An 18,585-nucleotide genomic window follows, 5' to 3' on the forward strand; every position below is an offset into this window, starting at 1 on the left:
CTCACTCCGTGCGCAGCGCCCTCACCGTGTCCGTCCGGGCCGCCCACCCGGCCGGGGCCAGCGCCCCCGCCACCGCGATCACCACGCCGCCCAGCGCGAGGGCGGCCGTCACCGCGGGCGCGTACACCGCGATGTCCGGCTCCGGCAGGCGCATGCCGACCGCGTCGCCCATCAGCGGGGCGATCCAGTGGTGCAGGGCCACCCCGAGCGGCACCCCCGCGGCCCCGGCGAGCAGGCCCAGCGCGCCCGTCGAGGTGAGCACCATGGCGACGGTCTGCCGGGGTGTCATCCCGACCGCCTTCATGATCCCGAGGTCGCGGACCCGGTCCCGGGTGTCCAGCACGACCGTGTTGAGCACGCCCAGCCCGGCCACCGCGACCAGCAGCGCGGTCAGCGTGCCGATCAGCGCGTCCATGGCTGCGATCACGCTGGAGGCGCGGTCGGGAGCGGGCCGCGCGGTCGCGCCGAGCGGCTCCAGGGCCGTACGCACCGAGGCCGCGTAGGCGGAGGCGGACAGGCCCGGCGAGGGTTTCACGTGAAACCGTTCCGGCACGGCGGACGGGTCCAGCCGCCGCAGCGTGCCCAGCGAGGTGAGCAGCCGCATCCCGTCGCCCTCGGTGAAGAACGCCTCCCCGGTGATGCGGACGGCGGTCCGGCGGCCGTGGCCGGCCAGCGTGACCTCGTCGCCGACCCGCACACCGGCCGCGTCCAGGAACCGCCGGGTGACCACCGCCTCGCCGTCCCCGCCGAGCCAGCGCCCCGACACCAGCTGCGGGGCGGCCCAGGAGGCGTCGCCGTCGTAGGCGAGGACGGGGGTGCGGCCGCTGACGCCGGTCGCGGTGACCTCGGCCTGCGTGGTGGCGTAGAAGCGGTCCGTGTGCCGGTCGGCGCGCAGCGCGGCGGCGACCCGGACCGGGTCGGCCGGGGGCCGGTCGGACGGGCCGCCCACGTGCACGGCCAGAGCGCCGGGCGGAGCGCTGCCCCGGCCGGTGTCCACCTCGACCGGCGCGGTTGCGTTCAGCATCCGGTGGTTCTGCACCGCGCCGAGCGTCAGACCGAGCCCCACGGCGAAGGTGACGGTGACGGCGGCGAAGCCCACCGCGGCGGCCGTCACCCCCGACCGCGCCGGACGGGCGAACGGGTGCGCCAGACCGAGCCCGACCGGCCGCGGCACCGGCAGCCGTGCCGCCAGCCGGGCCGCCACCCGCCGCGCGGGACCGCCGTGGCCGTCGCCGGACGCGCGTCCCCCGGCCAGTGCCTCCGTCGTGCGCAGCCGGCCCGCCCGCAGCGCCGGGACCAGCGCCGCGGCCGCCACCAGCGCGAGCGCGCCGGCCGGGACCGCCACCTCCACCCACCAGGGGATCGACGCACTCGCGCCCTGGTAGGCGTCCTCCACGTCCGCCAGGACCGGCCACGCCAGCAGGTGCCCGCACACGACGCCGAGCAGGGCGCCGGCCGCGGCCGGGAGCACGGCCTGGGCGACGTACGCCCGGACCACCTGCGCCGGGGTGAAGCCGAGCGCCTTCAGCACCCCGATCCGCCGGGTGGCCGCGCCGACCGCGCCGCTGACCACGATCCCGATGATCAGCACCGACAGCACCAGCGCCAGCACCCCGAAGGCGGCGACGAACGGCACGAACGCCAGCGCGTTGGCCGACTGCTCCTGCCGTACGGCCAGATGGGACCGCGTCCCGGACAGCGCGCCGGGCGGTACGGCGGCCGCGAGCGCGGCACGGTCGGCGTCGAGCTGCGCGGTGGTGGCGGCGTCGCGGAAGCGATAGAGCATCTGGTAGGCGGCGGGGGCGGCCGGTGCCGTGGTCGCGCTCCGCCGGGCCAGGGTCTCCGCCTGGGCCGGGGTGACCCAGGCGTCGGCCGTGCCGGTCACCGAGCGGGCCAGGCCGACCACCGTCAGCGTCGGCCGGCCGGGCAGCTCCGGGAACTCCAGCCGGGTGCCGGGCCGCACCGGGGCGATGCCGTCGGCGATGACGATCTCGCCGGGCCGTGTCGCCCAGTCGCCGTCGAGGAGGGCCAGCCGGTCGACGGGGCCCCGGCTGTCCGCCCGTCCGGCGACGGTCAGCGCCGGCAGCGTCACACCGGCGGGCAGGTCCGCCGCGTCGGTCGCCGTGCGCGGGCTCAGGGACAGCGTCCGGAACGGGCCCGCGGCAGCCGTCACCCCGGCCGCCCGTGCCGTACCGGCGAGCTGTGCTGCCGTCACCCGCGCCGGGTCGAACCGGGCGGTGAGATGGGCGCCGCGCAGCTCGCGCATCGCGTGGTCGAACGGCGCCCGGGACGCCGTGAGTACGCCTGCGGCCACCACCGACGCGGTCACCGCGACGAACGTCGTCAGGACCATCACCAGGGTCTGCACCCGCCGCCGCCCCAGCCCCGCCCGCACCACCCGCCCGAGCGTGCCGGAGCCGCGGCCACGGCCCCGCCCGCCCACGTGACCACTCCCGCCCACCGGCCCGCTCTCGCTCACAGGGCCGCTCCCGCCCACCGGCCCGCTCCCGCCCACCGGCCTGCTCCCGCCCACCGGCCCGCTCTCGCTCACCGGCCCGCTCTCGCTCACGGGGCCGCTCCCGCTCGCGGGGCTGCCTCCGCTCACGGGGCCACCTCCGCCCATCGGCCCGCCTCCGCTCACCGGCCCGCCTCCGCTCACCGGGCCACCTCCGCCGTCGGGCGGGTGTGCCGTACGTCGCGCACGATGCGTCCGTCGACCAGTTCCACCGTGCGCGTCGCGCAGGACGCGGCGAGGGACAGGTCGTGGGTGACCAGGACGACGGTCTGCCCGTCCGCGTTCAACTGGGTCAGCAGCGCACGGACGTCCTCCCCGGAGGCGGTGTCCAGCGCGCCCGTCGGCTCGTCCGCGAGCAGCAGCGCCGGACGGTTCATCAGGGCGCGGGCGACGGCCACGCGCTGGCGTTCGCCGCCGGAGAGCCTGCCCGGGTGGGCGTGCGCGTGCCGGGCGATGCCCAGGTGCTCCAGCAGCTCCGCGGCACGCCGCCGGGCCCCGGCCCGGGACATGCCGGCGAGCTGGGCCGGGAGCAGCACGTTGTCGGTGACCGTCAGGTCCTCCAGCAGGTGGAAGAACTGGAAGACCATGCCGACACGGGTGCGCCGGTAGCGCGCCGAGGCGGCCTCGCCCAGCGTGTCCACGCGCAGCCCGTCCACGGTGACGGAGCCGGCGCTCGGCCGGTCCAGCCCCGCGATCAGGTTCAGCAGCGTCGACTTGCCGCTGCCCGACGGCCCGAGGACGGCCAGCGCCTCCCCGGGCCGCACGCTCAGCGTCACCCCGGCCAGCGCCGGCGGTCCCTCCCCGTAGGCCTTGCGCACCTCACGGAGGTCGATCACGGGGGGCGGGGTCAGGGGTGGTGCGGTGGTGGCCACGGTGCCTCCGAGCCGGTCGGTGGGACGGACGGCCCGACGCTAGGCGCGGACGGCCGTCCGGGGCGTCGGCCGTGACGGCGAGAGCGGCTGCCGTGCGAGGAGGACGCCGCGCCGGTGTCATCCCGGGGATGTACGCGGCCAGAGGGATGTGCGGGGGAGGGCCGCTTGCCACACTCGGGGCATGGCGGATGCGGTGATCAGCGGCGGTGCGCTCACGGAGCGGTGGCGTAGGACCCTCACCGGCTTGCTGCGGTCGGGCCCGCTGCCCCGGCCGTCGAGGTGGATGTGGGCGGCCGACACGATCGTCGCCGCCGTCCTGTCCGCGGCCGTCGTGCTCGCGACGGTCCGGCGCGGCGACGGCCCGGTCCGGCCCGCGCTCGTCGTCGGCCCCGCCTGGGATCCCGTGGTCCCGGCCCCGCCGGTCCCGGTGGTGCCGCCGGACGTGCCGCCCATGCCGTCGTGGCTGCTGCTGCTCGCGGCGCTGACCGCCGCGCCCCTGGCGGCGCGCCGGCGGTTCCCGCTGGCCGCGTTCTGGGCGGTGACCGGGCTGACCCTGCTGTACAACCAGCACGCGGACGGCGCCGAGGACGCCACCGTGTACACCTTCCTCGCCTGTGTGATCGCCGCGTACAGCGCCGCCGTGTACAGCCCGCGCCGGCTGCCCGCCCTGGGGAGCCTGGTGGCGGGCGCCGCCCTGACGGCGGTGTTCCACGACGAGAACTTCCCCTCCTTCACGCCGGGCGCGGTGCCCTTCGTGCTGCTGCTCGGGGTCGGCCTCGCGGCCAACGCCATCCACACCGCCGAGCAGCGGCTGCACGCCCTGAAGGAGCGGCAGGAGTCCGCGACGCGGCTCGCCGTCGACCGGGAACGGGCCCGGATCGCGCGGGAGTTGCACGACATCGTGACCCACAATGTGAGCGTGATGGTCATCCAGGCCGGCGCGGCCCGCAAGGTGATGGACGCCGCCCCCGACCGGGCCCGCGAGGCGCTGCTCGCCGTGGAGGCCGGGGGCCGTACGGCGCTCGCCGAACTCCGCCACGTGATGGGGTTGCTGACGATGACCGCCGACGCGGCACCGTCCGACGGCGGACCGCTGCCGGAGCCCGGCCTCGCCCCGCAGCCCGGCCTGGACCGGCTGCCGGAGCTGACCGACCGGGTCCGCGCCACCGGCGTCCCGCTCGGCCTGACGGTCACCGGCACCCCGGCACCCCTGCCGGCGGGCGCCGACCTGGCCGCGTACCGGGTGGTGCAGGAGGCGCTGACGAACGTCGTCCGGCACGCGGCCGGGGCCCGGGTCCGGGTCGCCGTCGACCACGCGCCGGACGCGGTCCGCATCGAGGTGACCGACACCGGCGGCACGGCGGCGGCCCCGCCCGGCAGCGGCCGCGGCCTGACCGGCCTCCGCGAACGCCTCGACGTCTACGGCGGCACCCTGGAGACCGCCCGTCTCCCGGAGGGCGGCTTCCAGGTCAGGGCGGTGCTGCCGGTGGACGGGCACAGCCCACCGGCCGAGGCCCCCCGGGGCACCGGGACCCACGGCCCCGGAACCTGCGAGGCCCCGGCGTGAGCGCCCCGCCCCCGCGTGTCGTCATCGCCGACGACCAGGCGCTCGTGCGCACCGGCTTCGGGATGATCCTCGCGGCCGACGGCATCGACGTCGTCGCGGAGGCGGCCGACGGGGAGCAGGCCGTCGCGGCGGTCGAGCGCACCCGCCCCGACCTCGTCCTGATGGACGTACGGATGCCGGTCCTCGACGGCCTCGAAGCCACCCGCCGGATCCTGTCCGGCGGCCTGGTGCCCGAGCCGCCCCGCGTCCTCATCCTGACCACGTACGACCTCGACCGTTACGTGTACGCCGCGCTCACCGCCGGCGCGAGCGGCTTCCTGCTCAAGGACGTCACCCCGGAGCACCTGGTCGCCGCCGTCCGCATGGTCCGCGCCGGCGACGCCCTGCTCGCCCCGGCCATCACCCGCCGCCTGGTCGAGCGGTTCGTCTCCCGCGCCGAGCACACCGCCGCCCTCCACCGGGATCTGGCGGTCCTCACCCCGCGCGAGACGGAGGTGCTCCAGGCCCTCGGCACCGGCCTCAGCAACGCCGAACTCGCCGCCCGCTTCGGGCTGAGCGAGGCCACGGTGAAGACGCATGTGGCCCGCATCCTGGCCAAGCTCCGCCTCCGCGACCGCGCCCAGGCGGTCGTCGTGGCGTACGAGACGGGACTGATCACCCCGCGCACGCGGGAGAGTTAGGCAGCCCCCGGGAGCCGACGGGACCAGAGGGAGCGTGCCGGGCCTATCGGGCTTACGGTGTAAACAGGACGCGTGCCGAGGCGAAGAAGGTGACGGCGATGCGCGTACTCGTCAAGGCCAGTGTGGACATCGACAAGGGCAACGAGGCCATCCGCAGCGGCAAGATGGCCGACCTCGTCAAGGAGACCCTGGAGAAGATCAAGCCCGAGGCGGCCTACTTCGGCCCCCTCGACGGGCACCGCACGATGCTGCTCGTCGTCGACCTGCCGGACAGCTCGGCGATCATCCCCACCCTCGACCCGCTGTTCAGCAACCTGGACGCCACGATCGAGGTCACCCCGGTGATGAACGTCGACGACCTCCAGAAGGGCCTGTCCCAGCTCCAGTGACCGTGACCGTCAGCTGAACACGATCATCGACCCCTGCGCCAGCGACCGCGTCGCCGCCGCGTGCAGCCCCAGCCACACGTGCCGCTCCCGGGCGAAGGGGCTGGGGTCGTACGGCGCCGGGTCGGCCGGCTGCTCCAACTCCGTCGGCGCGCGCGGCGGTTCCGGCGGGGCGGGCGGGTTGGCCGGGTCGATGCCGATCGACGCCGCGACCTGCTCCAGCTCGCGCAGCAGCGCCTGCGAGGAGCCCAGCGGGCCGCCGCCCGCCAGGAGTTCGTCGCTGGAGAGGGGGCTGGGGAAGTCCAGCGGGACGTACGCGCCCGCGTGGTCGTAGTGCCAGACCAGGTGCGACTGCTGGGCCGTCGCCTCGAACATCTCCAGCAACTGCTCGTAGTCGCCGCCCAGTTCGTCCACCGGCGTCACCGGCAGCCCGCACACCTGGAGCAGATAGGCGCGGCGCAGGAAGTGCAGGGCGTCGTAGTCGAAGCCGGCCACCGGCGCGACCTCGCCGGACAGGCCCGGCATGTACTGGTACACCGGCACCGGCGGAAGCCCGGACTCGGCGAGCACCTTGTTGTACTGCGCGAGTTCCTCGGCGAACGGGTTGTCGGGCGTGTGGCACAACACGTCGACGAGCGGTACCAGCCACAGGTCACAGGCCAAAGAGGGCTCCTCACACAGCGTCCTCGCGCAATGACGGATCAAGGCAGGGTATTCGGTACGTGCCGGTCCCATACCCCCCGTGCCGCTCCTCAGCCGTCCGCCAGCCGTTCGATCACCGCCAGGGAGTGCGCCTTGTACTCCGCGATGATCGCCCGCGCCCCCTCTGTGTCGCGCTGCGAGAGGGCGTCGACCAGTTCGGTATGGCGGGACCACAGCCGGCCGCGCAGATCGGTCAGCCGCCGCAGATGCTGCACCGCGCACACCCACGACTGCACGCGCAGCCGGTGCAGGAAGTCGGCGAGATAGGGGTTGCCGAACAGGGCGCTCAGCTCGCGCCAGAACCTCAGGTCGTAGCCGATGAGCACGGTCAGGTCACCGGCCGCCGCCGCCCGCTGCGCCTCCTCGCCGCGCCGCCGCACCCCCGCGACGGCCGCCGCCGCCCGCGGGTCGTCCAGGTTCCGGTAGCCCTCGTGGCCGTCCTCCAGGGCGAGGAACATCCCCTCGATGACCAGGCTGCGCGCCTCGATGATGTCCCGGTAGTCGGCGACGGAGTACTCGCGGACCCTGAACCCGCGGTGCTGGTCGGACTCCAGCAGGCCCTGTGCGCTCAGGTCCACCAGGGCCTCGCGCACGGGCGTCGCGGAGACGCCGTACTGCTCGGCGATCTCCTTCACGGTGAAGGCCCGCCCCGGCCCGAGCCGCCCCGCCAGCACCTCGTCACGGAGCGCGTCGGCGATCTGCTGCCGCAGGGTGCTGCGGGTCACGGCGCCGCTGCCGGTGCTGCCGGGCATGGTCGGGTGGCTCCCTCTCCACGGACGAGGATGGCGTGTTCGAGACGCGGATGGCGTGCTCGTCTCTACGAGCACGCCACCATACGCCGAGGGAAGCCGGACCGTCCCGCCCGAGTGGGCCCTACGCGGCGTCCGTGTACTCGTCGGCCACGGACAGCGCCGCGTCCAGTGCCGCGAGGCCCTCCTTCAGCTCGGCCTCGGTCACGTTGCACGGCGGCACGACATGGGTGCGGTTCATGTTCACGAACGGCCAGATGCCGTGCCGCTTGGCCGCGGCGGCGAAGGCGGCCATCGGCGCGTTGGCCTCGCCGGCCGCGTTGTACGACACCAGCGGCTCGCGCGTCTCCCGGTTCTTCACCAGCTCCAGCGCCCAGAACATGCCGACGCCGCGCACCTCGCCGACGCTCGGGTGCCGCTCGGCCAGCTCGCGCAGGGCGGGCCCGACGACGTCCGCGCCGAGCCGCCCGGCGTGCTCGACGACGCCCTCCTCCGCCATCACGCCGATCGTGGCGACGGCGGCGGCACAGGCCAGCGGGTGCCCGGAGTAGGTCAGACCGCCCGGGTAGGGCCGCTTGCCGAAGGTCTCGGCGATCGCGCCGGAGATCGCGACACCGCCGAGCGGCACATAGCCGCTGTTCACGCCCTTGGCGAAGGTCATCAGGTCCGGTACGACACCGAAGAGGTCGGCGGCGAACCACTCACCGGTCCGCCCGAACCCGGCCATGACCTCGTCGAGGACGAAGACGATGCCGTACTTGTCGCAGATCTCGCGCACGCCCGCCAGATAGCCGGGCGGCGGCACCATGATCCCGGCCGTGCCGGGCACGGTCTCCAGGACGATCGCGGCGATCGTGCCGGGCCCCTCGAAGGCGATGGTCGTCTCCAGGTGCTCCAGCGCCCGCGCGCACTCCTGCTCCTCGGTCTCGGCGTAGAAGCGGGAGCGGTACAGGAAGGGCGCCCAGAAGTGGACGACCCCGTTGGTGCCGGTGTCGCTGGCCCAGCGACGCGGGTCGCCGGTGACGTTGATCGCCTGCTGGGTGCCGCCGTGGTACGAGCGGTACGCCGAGAGCACCTTCGGGCGGCCCGTGTGCAGCCGGGCCATGCGGATCGCGTGCTCGACGGCGTCCGCGCCGCCGTTGGTGAAGAAGATCTTGTCCAGGTCGCCCGGGGTGCGCTCGGCGATCAGCCGCGCCGCCTCCGACCGCGCCTCGATCGCGAACGCGGGCGCGAAGGTCGTCATCCGCGCCGCCTGCTCCTGGATCGCGGCGACGACCTTCGGGTGCTGGTAGCCGATGTTCGTGTAGACGAGGCCGCTGGTGAAGTCGAGGTAGCGCTTGCCGTCGTAGTCCCAGAAGTACGACCCCTCCGCGCCGGCGACGGCGAGCGGGTCGATGAGGTCCTGCGCGGACCAGGAGTGGAACACGTGCGCGCGGTCCGCGGCCTTCACGGCGGCGCAGGCCTGGGGGTCGGGCAGATGAGGGGTCATGCCGCGAGCGTAAATGTCCGCGATGCGGAAGCGGTATCGGCGTCTTGTCTGCGGACGGGGGCGATCCGCGACACGTTGTCGACCGCCCGGCATTGACAGCAGGCTGTCATGGTGACAGCCTGCTGTCATATCACCCATGAGGCACCGGGAGGCGTCATGAACCACCAGACCGTGCAGCGCAAGCCCGTCCACCTCGCCGTCTACGACAGCCTCGCCGACTGGGAGACGGGCCACGCCACCGCCCACCTCGCCCGCGCCGGGTACGAGATCCGCACGGTCGGCCCCACCCGCGAGCCGGTGACCAGCATCGGCGGCCTGCGCATCCAGCCCGACCTCGCCCTGGACGACGTACGGCCCGAGGACAGCTCCCTGCTGATCCTGCCGGGCGCCGACCTCTGGGACGCGGGCGACGGCCTCGCCCCCTTCGCCCGCGCGGCCCGGGCCTTCCTGGACGCGGGCACCCCGGTCGCCGCCATCTGCGGCGCCACCGCCGGCCTCGCCCGCGAGGGCCTGCTCGACGACCGCGCCCACACCAGCGCGGCCCCCTTCTACCTCGCGGCGACGGGCTACCAGGGCGCCGGGCACTACGTCGACGCCGACGCGGTGACCGACGGGCGGCTCGTCACCGCCGGCCCCACCGAGCCCGTCGCCTTCGCCCGGGAGGTCTTCCGCCTCCTCGGGGTGTACGAGGGCGAGGTGCTGGACGCCTGGTACCGCCTCTTCCACGACTCCGACGCCGAGGCCTACTTCGTGCTCCAGAAGGCGGCCACGCGGTGAGCCGGGAGCGCCAGGACCTCCTCAGCCGCGGCGCGCTCGGCGTCTTCCGGCTCAACGGCCAGTTCCTCGCCGTCGCCGAGGAACTGGCCCGGCCCGCCGGGATCACCGCCGCCCGGTGGCAGGTGCTGGGCGCCGTGCTGCGCGAGCCGCTGCCCGTGGCCGGCATCGCCCGCGCCATGGGCATCACCCGGCAGAGCGTGCAGCGCATCGCCGACCTGCTGGTCGACCGGGGGCTCGCCGAGTACCGGCCCAACCCCGCCCACCGCCGCGCCAAGCTCCTCACGCCCACCGAGGAGGGCCGGGCCGCGATCGCCCGGATCAATCCCGGGCACGCGGCCTTCGCCGACCGCCTCGCCGAGGCCGTCGGGGAGGCGGAACTGGCGCAGGCGGTCGAGGCACTGGAACGCCTGTCGAAGGCGCTGGACGGACTCGGACCCCCCGCCCCGCCTGTTACGGAACCGTAGAGACGGCCCCGCCCGCCTGCCGTGATCCCCGCACTATCCTCGGGCTGTCGGAGGGGCGCAGGGGGAGGGACGGTCGGCCATGGAACGACTGGGGCCGGGGGATCCACAACGCATCGGGACCTACCGCCTGCTGGCCCGGCTGGGCGCCGGAGGCATGGGCGAGGTGTTCCTGGCCCGGTCCGGCCGGGGCCGCACGGTCGCCGTGAAACTGGTCCGCGAGGAACTCGCCGCGCAGGAGGAGTTCCGGGCCCGTTTCCGCCAGGAGGTGCACGCCGCGCAGCGCGTCGGCGGCCACTGGACCGCTCCCGTGCTGGACGCCGACACCGAGGCCACCGTGCCCTGGGTGGCCACCGGGTACGTCGCCGGACCCAGCCTCCAGCAGGTCGTCGGCCACGACCACGGGGCGCTGCCCGAGCGCTCGGTGCGCATCCTCGCGGCGGGCCTCGCCCACGCCCTGCAGGACATCCACGCCGCCGGGATCGTCCACCGCGACCTCAAGCCGTCCAACGTGCTCGTCACGATCGACGGGCCGCGCGTCATCGACTTCGGCATCGCCCGCGCCCTGGAGACGGTCACCGAGGCCGGCGGCCTCACCCGCACCGGCTCCCTCGTCGGCTCGCCCGGCTTCATGGCCCCCGAGCAGGTCCGCGGCGACCGCATCACCCCGGCCTGCGACGTCTTCTGCCTCGGTTCCGTCCTCGCCTACGCCGCCACCGGCCGGCTCCCCTTCGGCTCGGCCCACAGTGGTGTGCACGCCCTGATGTACCGCATCGCGCAGGAGGAGCCCGACCTGGAGGGCGTGCCCGAGGGCATCGCCGACCTGGTCCGCGACTGCCTGCGCAAGGACCCCGCCGCCCGCCCCACCCTCGACCGCGTCCTCGACCACACCGGCGCCGACGACACCCTCACCGAGGGCCGCTCCCGCGACCCGTGGCTGCCGAGCGCACTGGTGGCCCAACTGGGGCGGCACGCGGTGCGGTTGCTGGACACGGAGGACCCGGAGAGCGCGGAAGCAGGCGCCGGAGCCGCCGCGGGCGGTGGCTCACCCGAGCACGCGGCGGCGGCGGACGCCTCGCCGGGATACGCGGCCTCGGCGGCACCCGCCGCGCCCGTCGCAGCTCCGCCTTCTCCACCCGCCTACGCTTCCCAGGGCACCCCGCCGCCCCCGGGCAGACCCGGCCACGTCCCGACGGTGATCGCGGGCCCGGGCATGCCCACACCACCCCCGGCGGCCCCCGCCCCACCGCACCGGCAGCACCCACAGCACCAACCGGCGTACGGCTACCCCCAGCCGTACGCGACGGCGCCGTACCCGCCCGGCGACTACGGGCCGCCGCCCCGCCGCAGCGGCCGTACGACCGCGCTCCTCGTCCTGATCGCGCTGGTCGTGGCGCTGGCGGCGGGCGGCACGGTGTACGCGCTGCTGAACGGGGGCGACGACGACCCGACGCCGGCCCCGACGACGGCGCCGCCCACCCCCACCGGAACGGACTCGCCCCCGTCCCCCTCCCCGTCCACCGGTTCGGGTTCGCCGCAGGCAGGGGCGGTACCGGAGGCGTACGTCGGCACATGGGCGGCGACGATCGACAACGCGAGCGGCGAGAACACCCGCCTGCTCACCATCCGGCAGGGCGAGGTGGGCGACCCGGTCCTCACGCTCGTCGCCGACGGCCCGACCGACGCGGGCACCTACCACTGCGTGTTCGAGGCGACCCTGGCCCAACAACCGTCGGCGGACGGCCCGTTGGAGATAGGCCCGTCGACGGTCACCACCGGCACCCCGCGCTCGTCCTGCTCCCCGGGCGCCCCCACCCGCATCACCCTGCTCCCGGACGGCACCCTGGAGCGGGTGAACACGAGCACCGACGAGAAGCTGACGTACACACGGCAGGGCTGACGAGGCGGCGCCCCGGTGAGCCCGCACCTACGATGACGCGATGAAGTTCCTGATGGTGCCGGGCGGTTGGCAGGGCGGATGGGTGTTTGACCAGGTCGCCGCCGAGCTGCGCCGGGCGGGGCACCGGGTCGAGGCGGTGACCCTGGCGGGGCTGGAGCCGGACGGCCCGGCCGACGCGGACCGTCCGCCGAACCTCGACGACCACATCGCCCAGGTGGCCGGGATCATCGACGGTGGCGACGGGGAGCCCGTCGCGCTGTGCGGGCACAGCTACGCCGGGATGGTGATCGCCGGGGTCGCGGACCGGCTCGGCGACCGGATCGGCGAGCGTCTCGCGCAGCTCGTCTTCATCGACGCCTACGTCCCGGACGACGGGGACTCCTGCTGGTCCCTGACCAGCGACACCTTCCGGGAGCTGTTCGTCGCCGGGGCCCGCGCCGACGGGCGATGGGTCGCGGTTCCCGAAGGGCTCGACCCGCGCGCGCGACCGCACCCCCTGGCGAGCTTCGTCCAGTCGGTCAGGCTGTCGGGCAGGCTGTCGGGCAGGCCGTGGCGCGGGCCCGGCCGTACGTACATCAGCGGTGGCGCGTGGCCGGGTAGCCCCTTCGTGACCCTGACCGAACGGCTGCGCGCCGATCCGGGCTGGCGGGTGCACGAGATCCCCGTCGGGCACAACATCGCCCGCCGCGACCCGCACCGCCTCGCCGCCGTCCTCGGCGCACCGGCCCCCGACGCGGCCTGAGGCTCACCTCGGCTCGGGCGGCCGCTGCCGGGGCATGTTCGGCCGCGCGCTCCCGGGCGGCACCGAGAAGCGGCCCCCCAGCCCCCCGACGTCCGCGCCCCGCCCCACCGCTCCGGAGGCCACCGCCGACTGGATCCCCATCGGCGCGGAACCGGTGCGGAACTCCACCATCCAGTCCGCCGTCTCCGTCCGCACCAGCTCCGTCACGTCCTCGGAGAACCGCCGCAGCACCCCCAGGCACCGCTCGGCCGCCTCGCTCGCCGTGCCCTCCGCCGGCCCGAGCACCTCCCGCACACTCTCCGACGCCCAGTCGAACTGGAGCACCTGGAGCCTGCGCTGCACCGCCTGGGCCGTGGCGACATCCCTTATCCACCCGGACGTCACCCCGAAGAACCGGTCCACCCCCACACACGCCACCGCGAGCAGCAGCGCCAGATACCCCCAGGGCGCCACCCCGCCGACCACCCCGGTCAGATCCAGCAGCGGCAGCGCCGCCCCCGACACCGCGCCCACGGCCGCACCCGCCCGCAGCACCCGGGCCCCGCGCCGCTTCCACACCCGGTCGGCCAGATACCAGGCCGCCGTCTCCAGTGCCCCGCGCTCCACCCACCGGTACAGCTCGTCGAGCCGGACGGCGGGCTCGCCCCAGTCCCCGAGCGGAAAGGCCCGCCCGGTCAGATCGCCCGGCCGCAGCCCCGCCCCGCCCTCTCCCCGCCCGTCCTGAGGCGGACCCTCGGGCTGCATCTCCGGCTGACCCACCCGGCACTCCCTATTGACGAACGGTCACAGTGCGTGACGCCTGACGTGACACCTGATCCTGACGTGAGCTGTGCGTGCTGTGTGCCGACCCTTCCTACCGCCCAATGGGTGGCGATGAGGACGGTTTCCTCACTTTTCCGCCCGGAAGGAGGGCTTGATCAGGTATAGACCGCACGACCGGCTCACTCGAAAGAGTGCTGCGGCGACCCCGGGTCGGACCACGTAGGCTCGTACAAGGCGGAAAACAATCAGGAATGAACAACAGCCAGGACAGGAGCTGATCCGTGATCCCCGGTGGTGGCCAGCCCAACATGCAGCAGTTGCTCCAGCAGGCCCAGAAGATGCAGCAGGACGTGCAGCGGGCCCAGGAGGAACTGGCGAACACGGAGGTCGAGGGCCAGGCGGGCGGCGGTCTGGTGAAGGCCACGGTCACGGGCGCGGGCGAGCTGCGCGCGCTGAGGATCGACCCGAAGGCGGTGGACCCGGAGGACACCGAGACCCTCGCCGACCTGGTCGTCGCGGCGGTCCAGGCGGCCAACGAGAACGCGCAGGACCTCCAGCAGCAGAAGCTCGGCCCGCTCGCGCAGGGCCTCGGCGGCGGCGGCATCCCCGGCCTGCCGTTCTGACACCCGCCTTTCGAAGACGGCCGCGCGGCATCTACCGTACGTAGAGAAGTAATCGAGGAAGGACGGCAGTCCGTTGTACGAAGGCGTGGTCCAGGACCTCATCGACGAGCTGGGGCGGCTCCCCGGCGTCGGTCCCAAGAGCGCGCAGCGGATCGCCTTCCACATCCTCCAGGCGGAGCCGACGGATGTACGGCGGCTCGCCCAGGCCCTGCTCGAAGTGAAGGCGAAGGTCCGCTTCTGCGCGGTCTGCGGCAACGTGGCGCAGGAGGAGCAGTGCGCCATCTGCCGGGACAGCCGGCGTGACCCCTCCGTCATCTGTGTCGTCGAGGAGCCGAAGGACGTCGTCGCGATCGAGCGCACCCGGGAGTTCCGGGGCCGCTACCACGTCCTCGGCGGAGCGATCAGCCCGATCGAGGGCGTCGGACCCGACGACCTGCGTATACGAGAACTTCTCGCGCGGTTGGCCGACGGTACGGTCACGGAGCTGATCCTGGCGACGGACCCCAACCTGGAAGGCGAGGCCACGGCCACGTACCTCGCCCGCATGATCAAGCCCATGGGCCTGAAGGTCACCCGCCTGGCCAGCGGCCTCCCGGTGGGTGGCGACCTGGAATACGCGGACGAGGTCACTCTCGGCCGCGCCTTCGAGGGGAGACGACTCCTAGATGTCTGACGCCACGCGGCACGCCGCCGAGCACAACCCGGACGACTTCGCGGTCCAGATCGCGGACCAGGTCGAGAGCTTCCTGGTGGCCGTCACCGAGGTCGCGAAGGGCGACGAACCGGCCTCGGCCGTCCCCTTCCTCCTCCTGGAGGTCTCCCAGCTCCTCCTGGCCGGCGGCAGGCTGGGCGCGCACGAGGACATCGTCCCCGACGAGCGCTACGAGCCCGACCCGGGCCCGGAGCCGGACGTGGACGAACTCCGCGAGAACCTGGCCCGCCTGCTGGAGCCGATCGACGTCTACTCCGAGGTCTTCGACCCCTACGAGCCCCGCAAGGCCCCGGTCCCGGCCCGGATCTCCGACGACCTGGCCGACGTCATCACCGACCTGCGCCACGGCATGGCCCACTACCGGGCCGGCCGCACGTCGGAGGCCCTGTGGTGGTGGCAGTTCTCGTACTTCTCCAACTGGGGCTCGACGGCGTCCGCGGTCCTGCGCGCCCTCCAGTCCGTCCTCATCCACGTCCGCCTGAACCAGCCCCTGGAGGAGCTGAACGGCCTGGACACGGACCAGGCGGACCTGGGCGACGACACGCTGGAGTTCGAGGCGGGCCAGGTCATGGCAGAGGAGATCGCGGGACCGCTGGGCCTGGGCGAGGCGAAGTAGCCCCCCCGGGGCCCCACGGCAACTAGGCGGCCAAGGTGGCCAGCAGCGCCCCCGCGTCCACGTACGGTGCCGTCGTCGTCGGTTCGCTGTACCAGCGCAGGGGCCAGGTGTTGCCGTCCAGCGCCGGGATGCCGACGTACGTGACCATGCGCTCGCCCTGCCCGCCCAGCCGCTGCACGCCCAGCGGCCAGTCGTAGGCGTGGACGACCCCCGGCGCGAGCAGGAAATACACCCACCGGCTCCAGCTCGCCTCGCACACGATCGGCCCCGCGTCCCCGTCCGTCCGCTCGATCAGCCAGTCGGCCACGGTCTCCCCGAGGAGGCCCTCGATCCGTACGGCGTCGAAGTGGACGCCGACCAGGCGCAGTCGGTGGCCGGCCGCCGGAACCCACTCCGGTCGGTGCATTGCTCTCGTCATGGTCACACCGTGCCGCCCACCGAGCTACGCTCAGTAGTGACCCAGGTGATACACGGCGCGGTGTACCGGCCGGAGGTGCGTTCCGTGACTCAGTCGCCCCCTATGTGGCGCTTCAGCGGCAACCAGTTGAAGCGCTGGCGCACCAAGGCCAACGTCAGCCGCGAGCAACTGGCCGCCGCCGCCAACTACTCGCCGGACACCATCAAGGCCATGGAGCAGGGCGTACGCATGCCGACGCCCCGAGTCCTGGACGTGGCCGACGAGTTGTGCCGGGCGGAGGGTCTGCTGAGCGCCGCGAAGGAGTACCTCAGCAGGGAGAAGTTCCCGCCCAGGGCGCAGGAGTTCATGGAGCGGGAGAAGGAGGCCGTCGGTCACTGGTCGTACGAAGTCGCCCTGGTGCCGGGGCTGTTGCAGACAAGGGCGTACGCCCGCTCCCTGATCGAGAACCGCTACCCGCCTCTGGACGACGAGACGGTCGAGCAGCGGATCGAGGCCCGTATCGAGCGGCAGGCCATCCTCACCGACCGGAAGCCGCCCGTGGCCCTGAGCTTCATTCTCTACGAGGCGGTGCTCCGCAGTCCGTTCGTGGACGATCAGCAGTTGGAGCACCTGCTGGAGGCCGGTGGTCTGCGGAACGTCGAGTTGCAGGTGCTGCCGTTCGACCGGGCCACCTCCCCGGCGCTCTTGGGTGCCATGGTGCTTCTGGAGACACGCGACCACGAGAGGCTGGCCTTCGCGGAAGGGCCGTTCGCCAGCGAACTGTCGGCCGATCCGGAGGTTGTCAGCCGGGTGGCGGGGCGGCTTAGCATGATCCGCGCGCAGGCTCTCAGCCCCGACGAGTCGGCCCGTTTCATCGAGCGGATGGTGGATCGCGATGACTGACCAGCTGACGTGGTTCAAGTCGAGCTACAGCGACGATGAAGGCGGCAACTGCGTCGAAGTGGCCCCCACCCCCACCACCCTCCACATCCGCGACTCCAAGACGGCCCCCGCCGGCCCCCACCTCCACGTCACCGCGCCCGCCTGGTCGGCCTTCATCGCCGCACTTCAGCCCGAGGCTTGAGCCCGGGGGGTTCGAGCCCTTCCCTATGGCGCAGTGGTCAGTTCTGCGCCATGTCGACGAATCGACCATAGTGCCCCTGGAATGCCACCGTGATGGCGCCGGACTCCCGGAGGTCGTCCAGCATCGGTTTCTTGTCCCACCGCTGCTCCGGACTACGGTTCAGGTGACTGGTGGCGATGATCGGGACTTCCAGTTCGCGGGCCAGGGTCTTCAGGTCGCGGACGATGTCGCCGACCTCCCTTTCGCGAAGGTCGCTGCGCTTGGCCGGCCGGATGTCCTGGATGCCGTCCACAGCGATCAGGCGCACACCATGATCCTGAACCAACTCGGTCGCCTCGTCCTCCAGCTGCCGCATCGTCAGCCGACTGGGCGCTTTGATCCACAGCGGAGCGTCCGAGATGACCGGTGCGATCCGGCCGAGGCGTGTCCACTCCGCTTCTTCCATCGTCCCCGCATGAATGCGAAGGCGGGCGACACGCGCCTCAGCGGACAGAACGCGGGTGACGAAGTGCTCCCTGCTCTCTTCGAGCGTGTACGCCAGAGTGGGCACCTTGTGCTTGATCGCGGCATGGCGGCACATGTCAGTTACCAGTGTCGATCGCCCCAGCCCGGGACGGGACGCGATGACCATCAGACGGCCGCCGATCAGGCCTCCGGTCAGAAGGTCGAGGTCGGTGAAGCCGGTGGGAATGCCCCGCAGGCTGTTCGGGGGCACCACCTCGTACGGCGCCGTACCCGGCACCTTCCTGGCCGCCCCGCGCGACGCCGGCGGCCCGTTTGGCGCGGACGAGGTCATCGACGTGACGGAGAAGGTCAACGCCCTGCGCCGGGCGGCGGGCCTGCTGTGAGCGTGCGGGACGTGCCGGTCCGGGCACCATGGAGGCGAGGAGGCGACGTAATGACCCCCAGGACCGAGCAGCACCGGCCGCAGATGTCCGTCGAGGAGTTCGAGGAGCTGGAGCGCCACGCCTCGGAGACCGTGCGGCTGGAGTTCATCGAGGGAAAGGTCCAGGTCAAGGCCGTACCCGACGGCGATCACAGCGAGATCTACATGTGGCTCCTGGAGCAGTGCATGCAGGCCCGCCCCGAGCTGCGGCTTCACCCTGAGCGCGGCCTCAAGACGGAGGCGTACCGCAAGGGGAGGGCTCGCGCGGATGCCGTGCTGGTACCCAAGGGAAGCCTCAGGGGGCGCGGCGAATGGTCCGAGGCCGACGGGGTGCTGATGGCGGTGGAGATCACGTCGTACGACTCCGACACGGCTCAGCGGGACCGCGTCGAGAAGCCCGGCGGTTACGCGGCGGCCGGGATCCCCGTGTGTCTCCTCATCGACCGGGACGACTGCTCGCTGGTGGTCTTCGACCAGCCGGAGGACGGTCACTACCGGCACCAGGAGAAGCTCCCGTTCGGCGCGACCGTGGAGCTTCCCGAGCCGGTGAACATCACCCTCGACACCGAACCGCTCAAGGAGTTCGCCGACTGACGGCTGCCATGTGACCCGCCCCACTTTCCGGACTGCCCCTGTCGCCCCTGGGGCATGAGCCGAGTCGGACG

At 73.5% G+C, this 18,585-nt stretch carries 22 protein-coding genes; 14 read left to right on the forward strand and 8 right to left on the reverse strand.

Translation table 11 applies throughout. From position 1 onward, the window contains the following. Position 1: 1 nt before the first annotated feature. Positions 2 to 2,479: an ABC transporter permease gene (locus IE308_RS25555; protein WP_308440127.1), complete on the reverse strand. Its 2,478-nt coding sequence runs from the start codon at positions 2,477 to 2,479 to the stop codon at positions 2 to 4. A gap of 176 nt (positions 2,480 to 2,655) precedes the next feature. Then, the gene (locus IE308_RS25560; RefSeq protein ID WP_110629450.1) at positions 2,656 to 3,387 is read right to left on the reverse strand and encodes an ABC transporter ATP-binding protein; all 732 of its coding nucleotides are present in this window, start codon (positions 3,385 to 3,387) and stop codon (positions 2,656 to 2,658) included. 181 nt (positions 3,388 to 3,568) lie between these two features. Between IE308_RS25560 and IE308_RS25565 the strand changes: the two genes are divergently transcribed. From IE308_RS25565 to IE308_RS25575, 3 genes are all read left to right on the forward strand, one after another. After that, on the forward strand, positions 3,569 to 4,954 hold the full coding sequence (locus IE308_RS25565; RefSeq protein ID WP_229909056.1) for a sensor histidine kinase: 1,386 nt from the start codon (positions 3,569 to 3,571) through the stop codon (positions 4,952 to 4,954). Next, a complete protein-coding gene (locus tag IE308_RS25570) occupies positions 4,951 to 5,634 on the forward strand; it encodes a response regulator (RefSeq protein WP_190219698.1) in 684 nt (227 codons plus the stop codon). The genes IE308_RS25565 and IE308_RS25570 overlap by 4 nt, the downstream gene beginning before the upstream one ends. Positions 5,635 to 5,732: 98 nt before the next feature. Continuing rightward, positions 5,733 to 6,023 (forward strand): hypothetical protein, encoded by a 291-nt coding sequence (locus IE308_RS25575; RefSeq protein ID WP_110629452.1) that lies wholly within the window; start codon positions 5,733 to 5,735, stop codon positions 6,021 to 6,023. Between the two features lie 9 nt (positions 6,024 to 6,032). Here the strand turns inward: IE308_RS25575 and IE308_RS25580 are convergent, their stop codons facing one another. From IE308_RS25580 to IE308_RS25590, 3 genes are all read right to left on the reverse strand, one after another. Continuing rightward, complete coding sequence (locus IE308_RS25580) at positions 6,033 to 6,683, reverse strand: putative DNA-mimic protein (protein ID WP_110629453.1); 651 nt, start codon at positions 6,681 to 6,683, stop codon at positions 6,033 to 6,035. An 89-nt stretch (positions 6,684 to 6,772) separates the two neighbouring features. Then, on the reverse strand, positions 6,773 to 7,474 hold the full coding sequence (locus tag IE308_RS25585; protein WP_190219699.1) for a GntR family transcriptional regulator: 702 nt from the start codon (positions 7,472 to 7,474) through the stop codon (positions 6,773 to 6,775). Positions 7,475 to 7,595: 121 nt separating this feature from the next. Next, positions 7,596 to 8,960, reverse strand: a complete 1,365-nt coding sequence (locus IE308_RS25590) for an aspartate aminotransferase family protein (RefSeq protein ID WP_190219700.1) — start codon at positions 8,958 to 8,960, stop codon at positions 7,596 to 7,598. Between the two features lie 171 nt (positions 8,961 to 9,131). On the opposite strand from IE308_RS25590, the gene IE308_RS25595 reads away from it, so the two are divergent. From IE308_RS25595 to IE308_RS25610, 4 genes are all read left to right on the forward strand, one after another. Beyond that, positions 9,132 to 9,737, forward strand: a complete 606-nt coding sequence (locus tag IE308_RS25595) for a type 1 glutamine amidotransferase family protein (RefSeq protein ID WP_190219853.1) — start codon at positions 9,132 to 9,134, stop codon at positions 9,735 to 9,737. Then, complete coding sequence (locus IE308_RS25600) at positions 9,734 to 10,201, forward strand: MarR family winged helix-turn-helix transcriptional regulator (protein WP_190219701.1); 468 nt, start codon at positions 9,734 to 9,736, stop codon at positions 10,199 to 10,201. Before IE308_RS25595 ends, IE308_RS25600 begins: the two co-directional genes overlap by 4 nt. A 79-nt stretch (positions 10,202 to 10,280) precedes the next feature. Further along, positions 10,281 to 12,098, forward strand: coding sequence for a serine/threonine-protein kinase (locus IE308_RS25605; RefSeq protein WP_190219702.1), 1,818 nt, complete (start codon positions 10,281 to 10,283; stop codon positions 12,096 to 12,098). Between the two features lie 40 nt (positions 12,099 to 12,138). Further along, positions 12,139 to 12,840: an alpha/beta fold hydrolase gene (locus IE308_RS25610; protein WP_190219703.1), complete on the forward strand. Its 702-nt coding sequence runs from the start codon at positions 12,139 to 12,141 to the stop codon at positions 12,838 to 12,840. Between the two features lie 3 nt (positions 12,841 to 12,843). Here the strand turns inward: IE308_RS25610 and IE308_RS25615 are convergent, their stop codons facing one another. Next, positions 12,844 to 13,599, reverse strand: a complete 756-nt coding sequence (locus tag IE308_RS25615) for an SLATT domain-containing protein (protein ID WP_190219704.1) — start codon at positions 13,597 to 13,599, stop codon at positions 12,844 to 12,846. Between the two features lie 284 nt (positions 13,600 to 13,883). Between IE308_RS25615 and IE308_RS25620 the strand changes: the two genes are divergently transcribed. The 3 genes from IE308_RS25620 to IE308_RS25630 all read left to right on the forward strand — a co-directional run bounded on the left by IE308_RS25620 (position 13,884) and on the right by IE308_RS25630 (position 15,553). Then, positions 13,884 to 14,225, forward strand: coding sequence for a YbaB/EbfC family nucleoid-associated protein (locus IE308_RS25620; protein WP_190219705.1), 342 nt, complete (start codon positions 13,884 to 13,886; stop codon positions 14,223 to 14,225). 73 nt (positions 14,226 to 14,298) lie between these two features. Continuing rightward, on the forward strand, positions 14,299 to 14,898 hold the full coding sequence (recR, locus tag IE308_RS25625; RefSeq protein ID WP_110629461.1) for a recombination mediator RecR: 600 nt from the start codon (positions 14,299 to 14,301) through the stop codon (positions 14,896 to 14,898). Then, complete coding sequence (locus IE308_RS25630; protein ID WP_110629462.1) at positions 14,891 to 15,553, forward strand: DUF5063 domain-containing protein; 663 nt, start codon at positions 14,891 to 14,893, stop codon at positions 15,551 to 15,553. The genes recR and IE308_RS25630 overlap by 8 nt, the downstream gene beginning before the upstream one ends. A 22-nt stretch (positions 15,554 to 15,575) precedes the next feature. On the opposite strand, the gene IE308_RS25635 is transcribed toward IE308_RS25630, so the two are convergent. Then, positions 15,576 to 15,977 (reverse strand): hypothetical protein, encoded by a 402-nt coding sequence (locus IE308_RS25635; protein ID WP_190219706.1) that lies wholly within the window; start codon positions 15,975 to 15,977, stop codon positions 15,576 to 15,578. A 96-nt stretch (positions 15,978 to 16,073) separates the two neighbouring features. Between IE308_RS25635 and IE308_RS25640 the strand changes: the two genes are divergently transcribed. After that, positions 16,074 to 16,853 carry a helix-turn-helix domain-containing protein gene (locus IE308_RS25640; protein WP_190219854.1) on the forward strand — a complete coding sequence of 260 codons (780 nt, stop codon included), beginning with the start codon at positions 16,074 to 16,076 and terminating at the stop codon, positions 16,851 to 16,853. After that, on the forward strand, positions 16,846 to 17,034 hold the full coding sequence (locus IE308_RS25645; RefSeq protein ID WP_110629463.1) for a DUF397 domain-containing protein: 189 nt from the start codon (positions 16,846 to 16,848) through the stop codon (positions 17,032 to 17,034). Before IE308_RS25640 ends, IE308_RS25645 begins: the two co-directional genes overlap by 8 nt. A gap of 37 nt (positions 17,035 to 17,071) precedes the next feature. On the opposite strand, the gene IE308_RS25650 is transcribed toward IE308_RS25645, so the two are convergent. After that, positions 17,072 to 17,749, reverse strand: coding sequence for a replicative DNA helicase (locus IE308_RS25650; RefSeq protein WP_190219707.1), 678 nt, complete (start codon positions 17,747 to 17,749; stop codon positions 17,072 to 17,074). On the opposite strand from IE308_RS25650, the gene IE308_RS25655 reads away from it, so the two are divergent. Together IE308_RS25655 and IE308_RS25660 are read left to right on the forward strand one after the other, a co-directional pair. Next, a complete protein-coding gene (locus tag IE308_RS25655) occupies positions 17,724 to 17,882 on the forward strand; it encodes a hypothetical protein (RefSeq protein WP_190219708.1) in 159 nt (52 codons plus the stop codon). The genes IE308_RS25650 and IE308_RS25655 overlap by 26 nt on opposite strands. 50 nt (positions 17,883 to 17,932) lie before the next feature. Further along, complete coding sequence (locus tag IE308_RS25660) at positions 17,933 to 18,514, forward strand: Uma2 family endonuclease (RefSeq protein ID WP_190219709.1); 582 nt, start codon at positions 17,933 to 17,935, stop codon at positions 18,512 to 18,514. Positions 18,515 to 18,585 lie beyond the last annotated feature (71 nt).

The sequence above is a fragment of the Streptomyces griseosporeus genome, from assembly GCF_014656055.1.
GTDB lineage: Bacteria > Actinomycetota > Actinomycetes > Streptomycetales > Streptomycetaceae > Streptomyces > Streptomyces griseosporeus.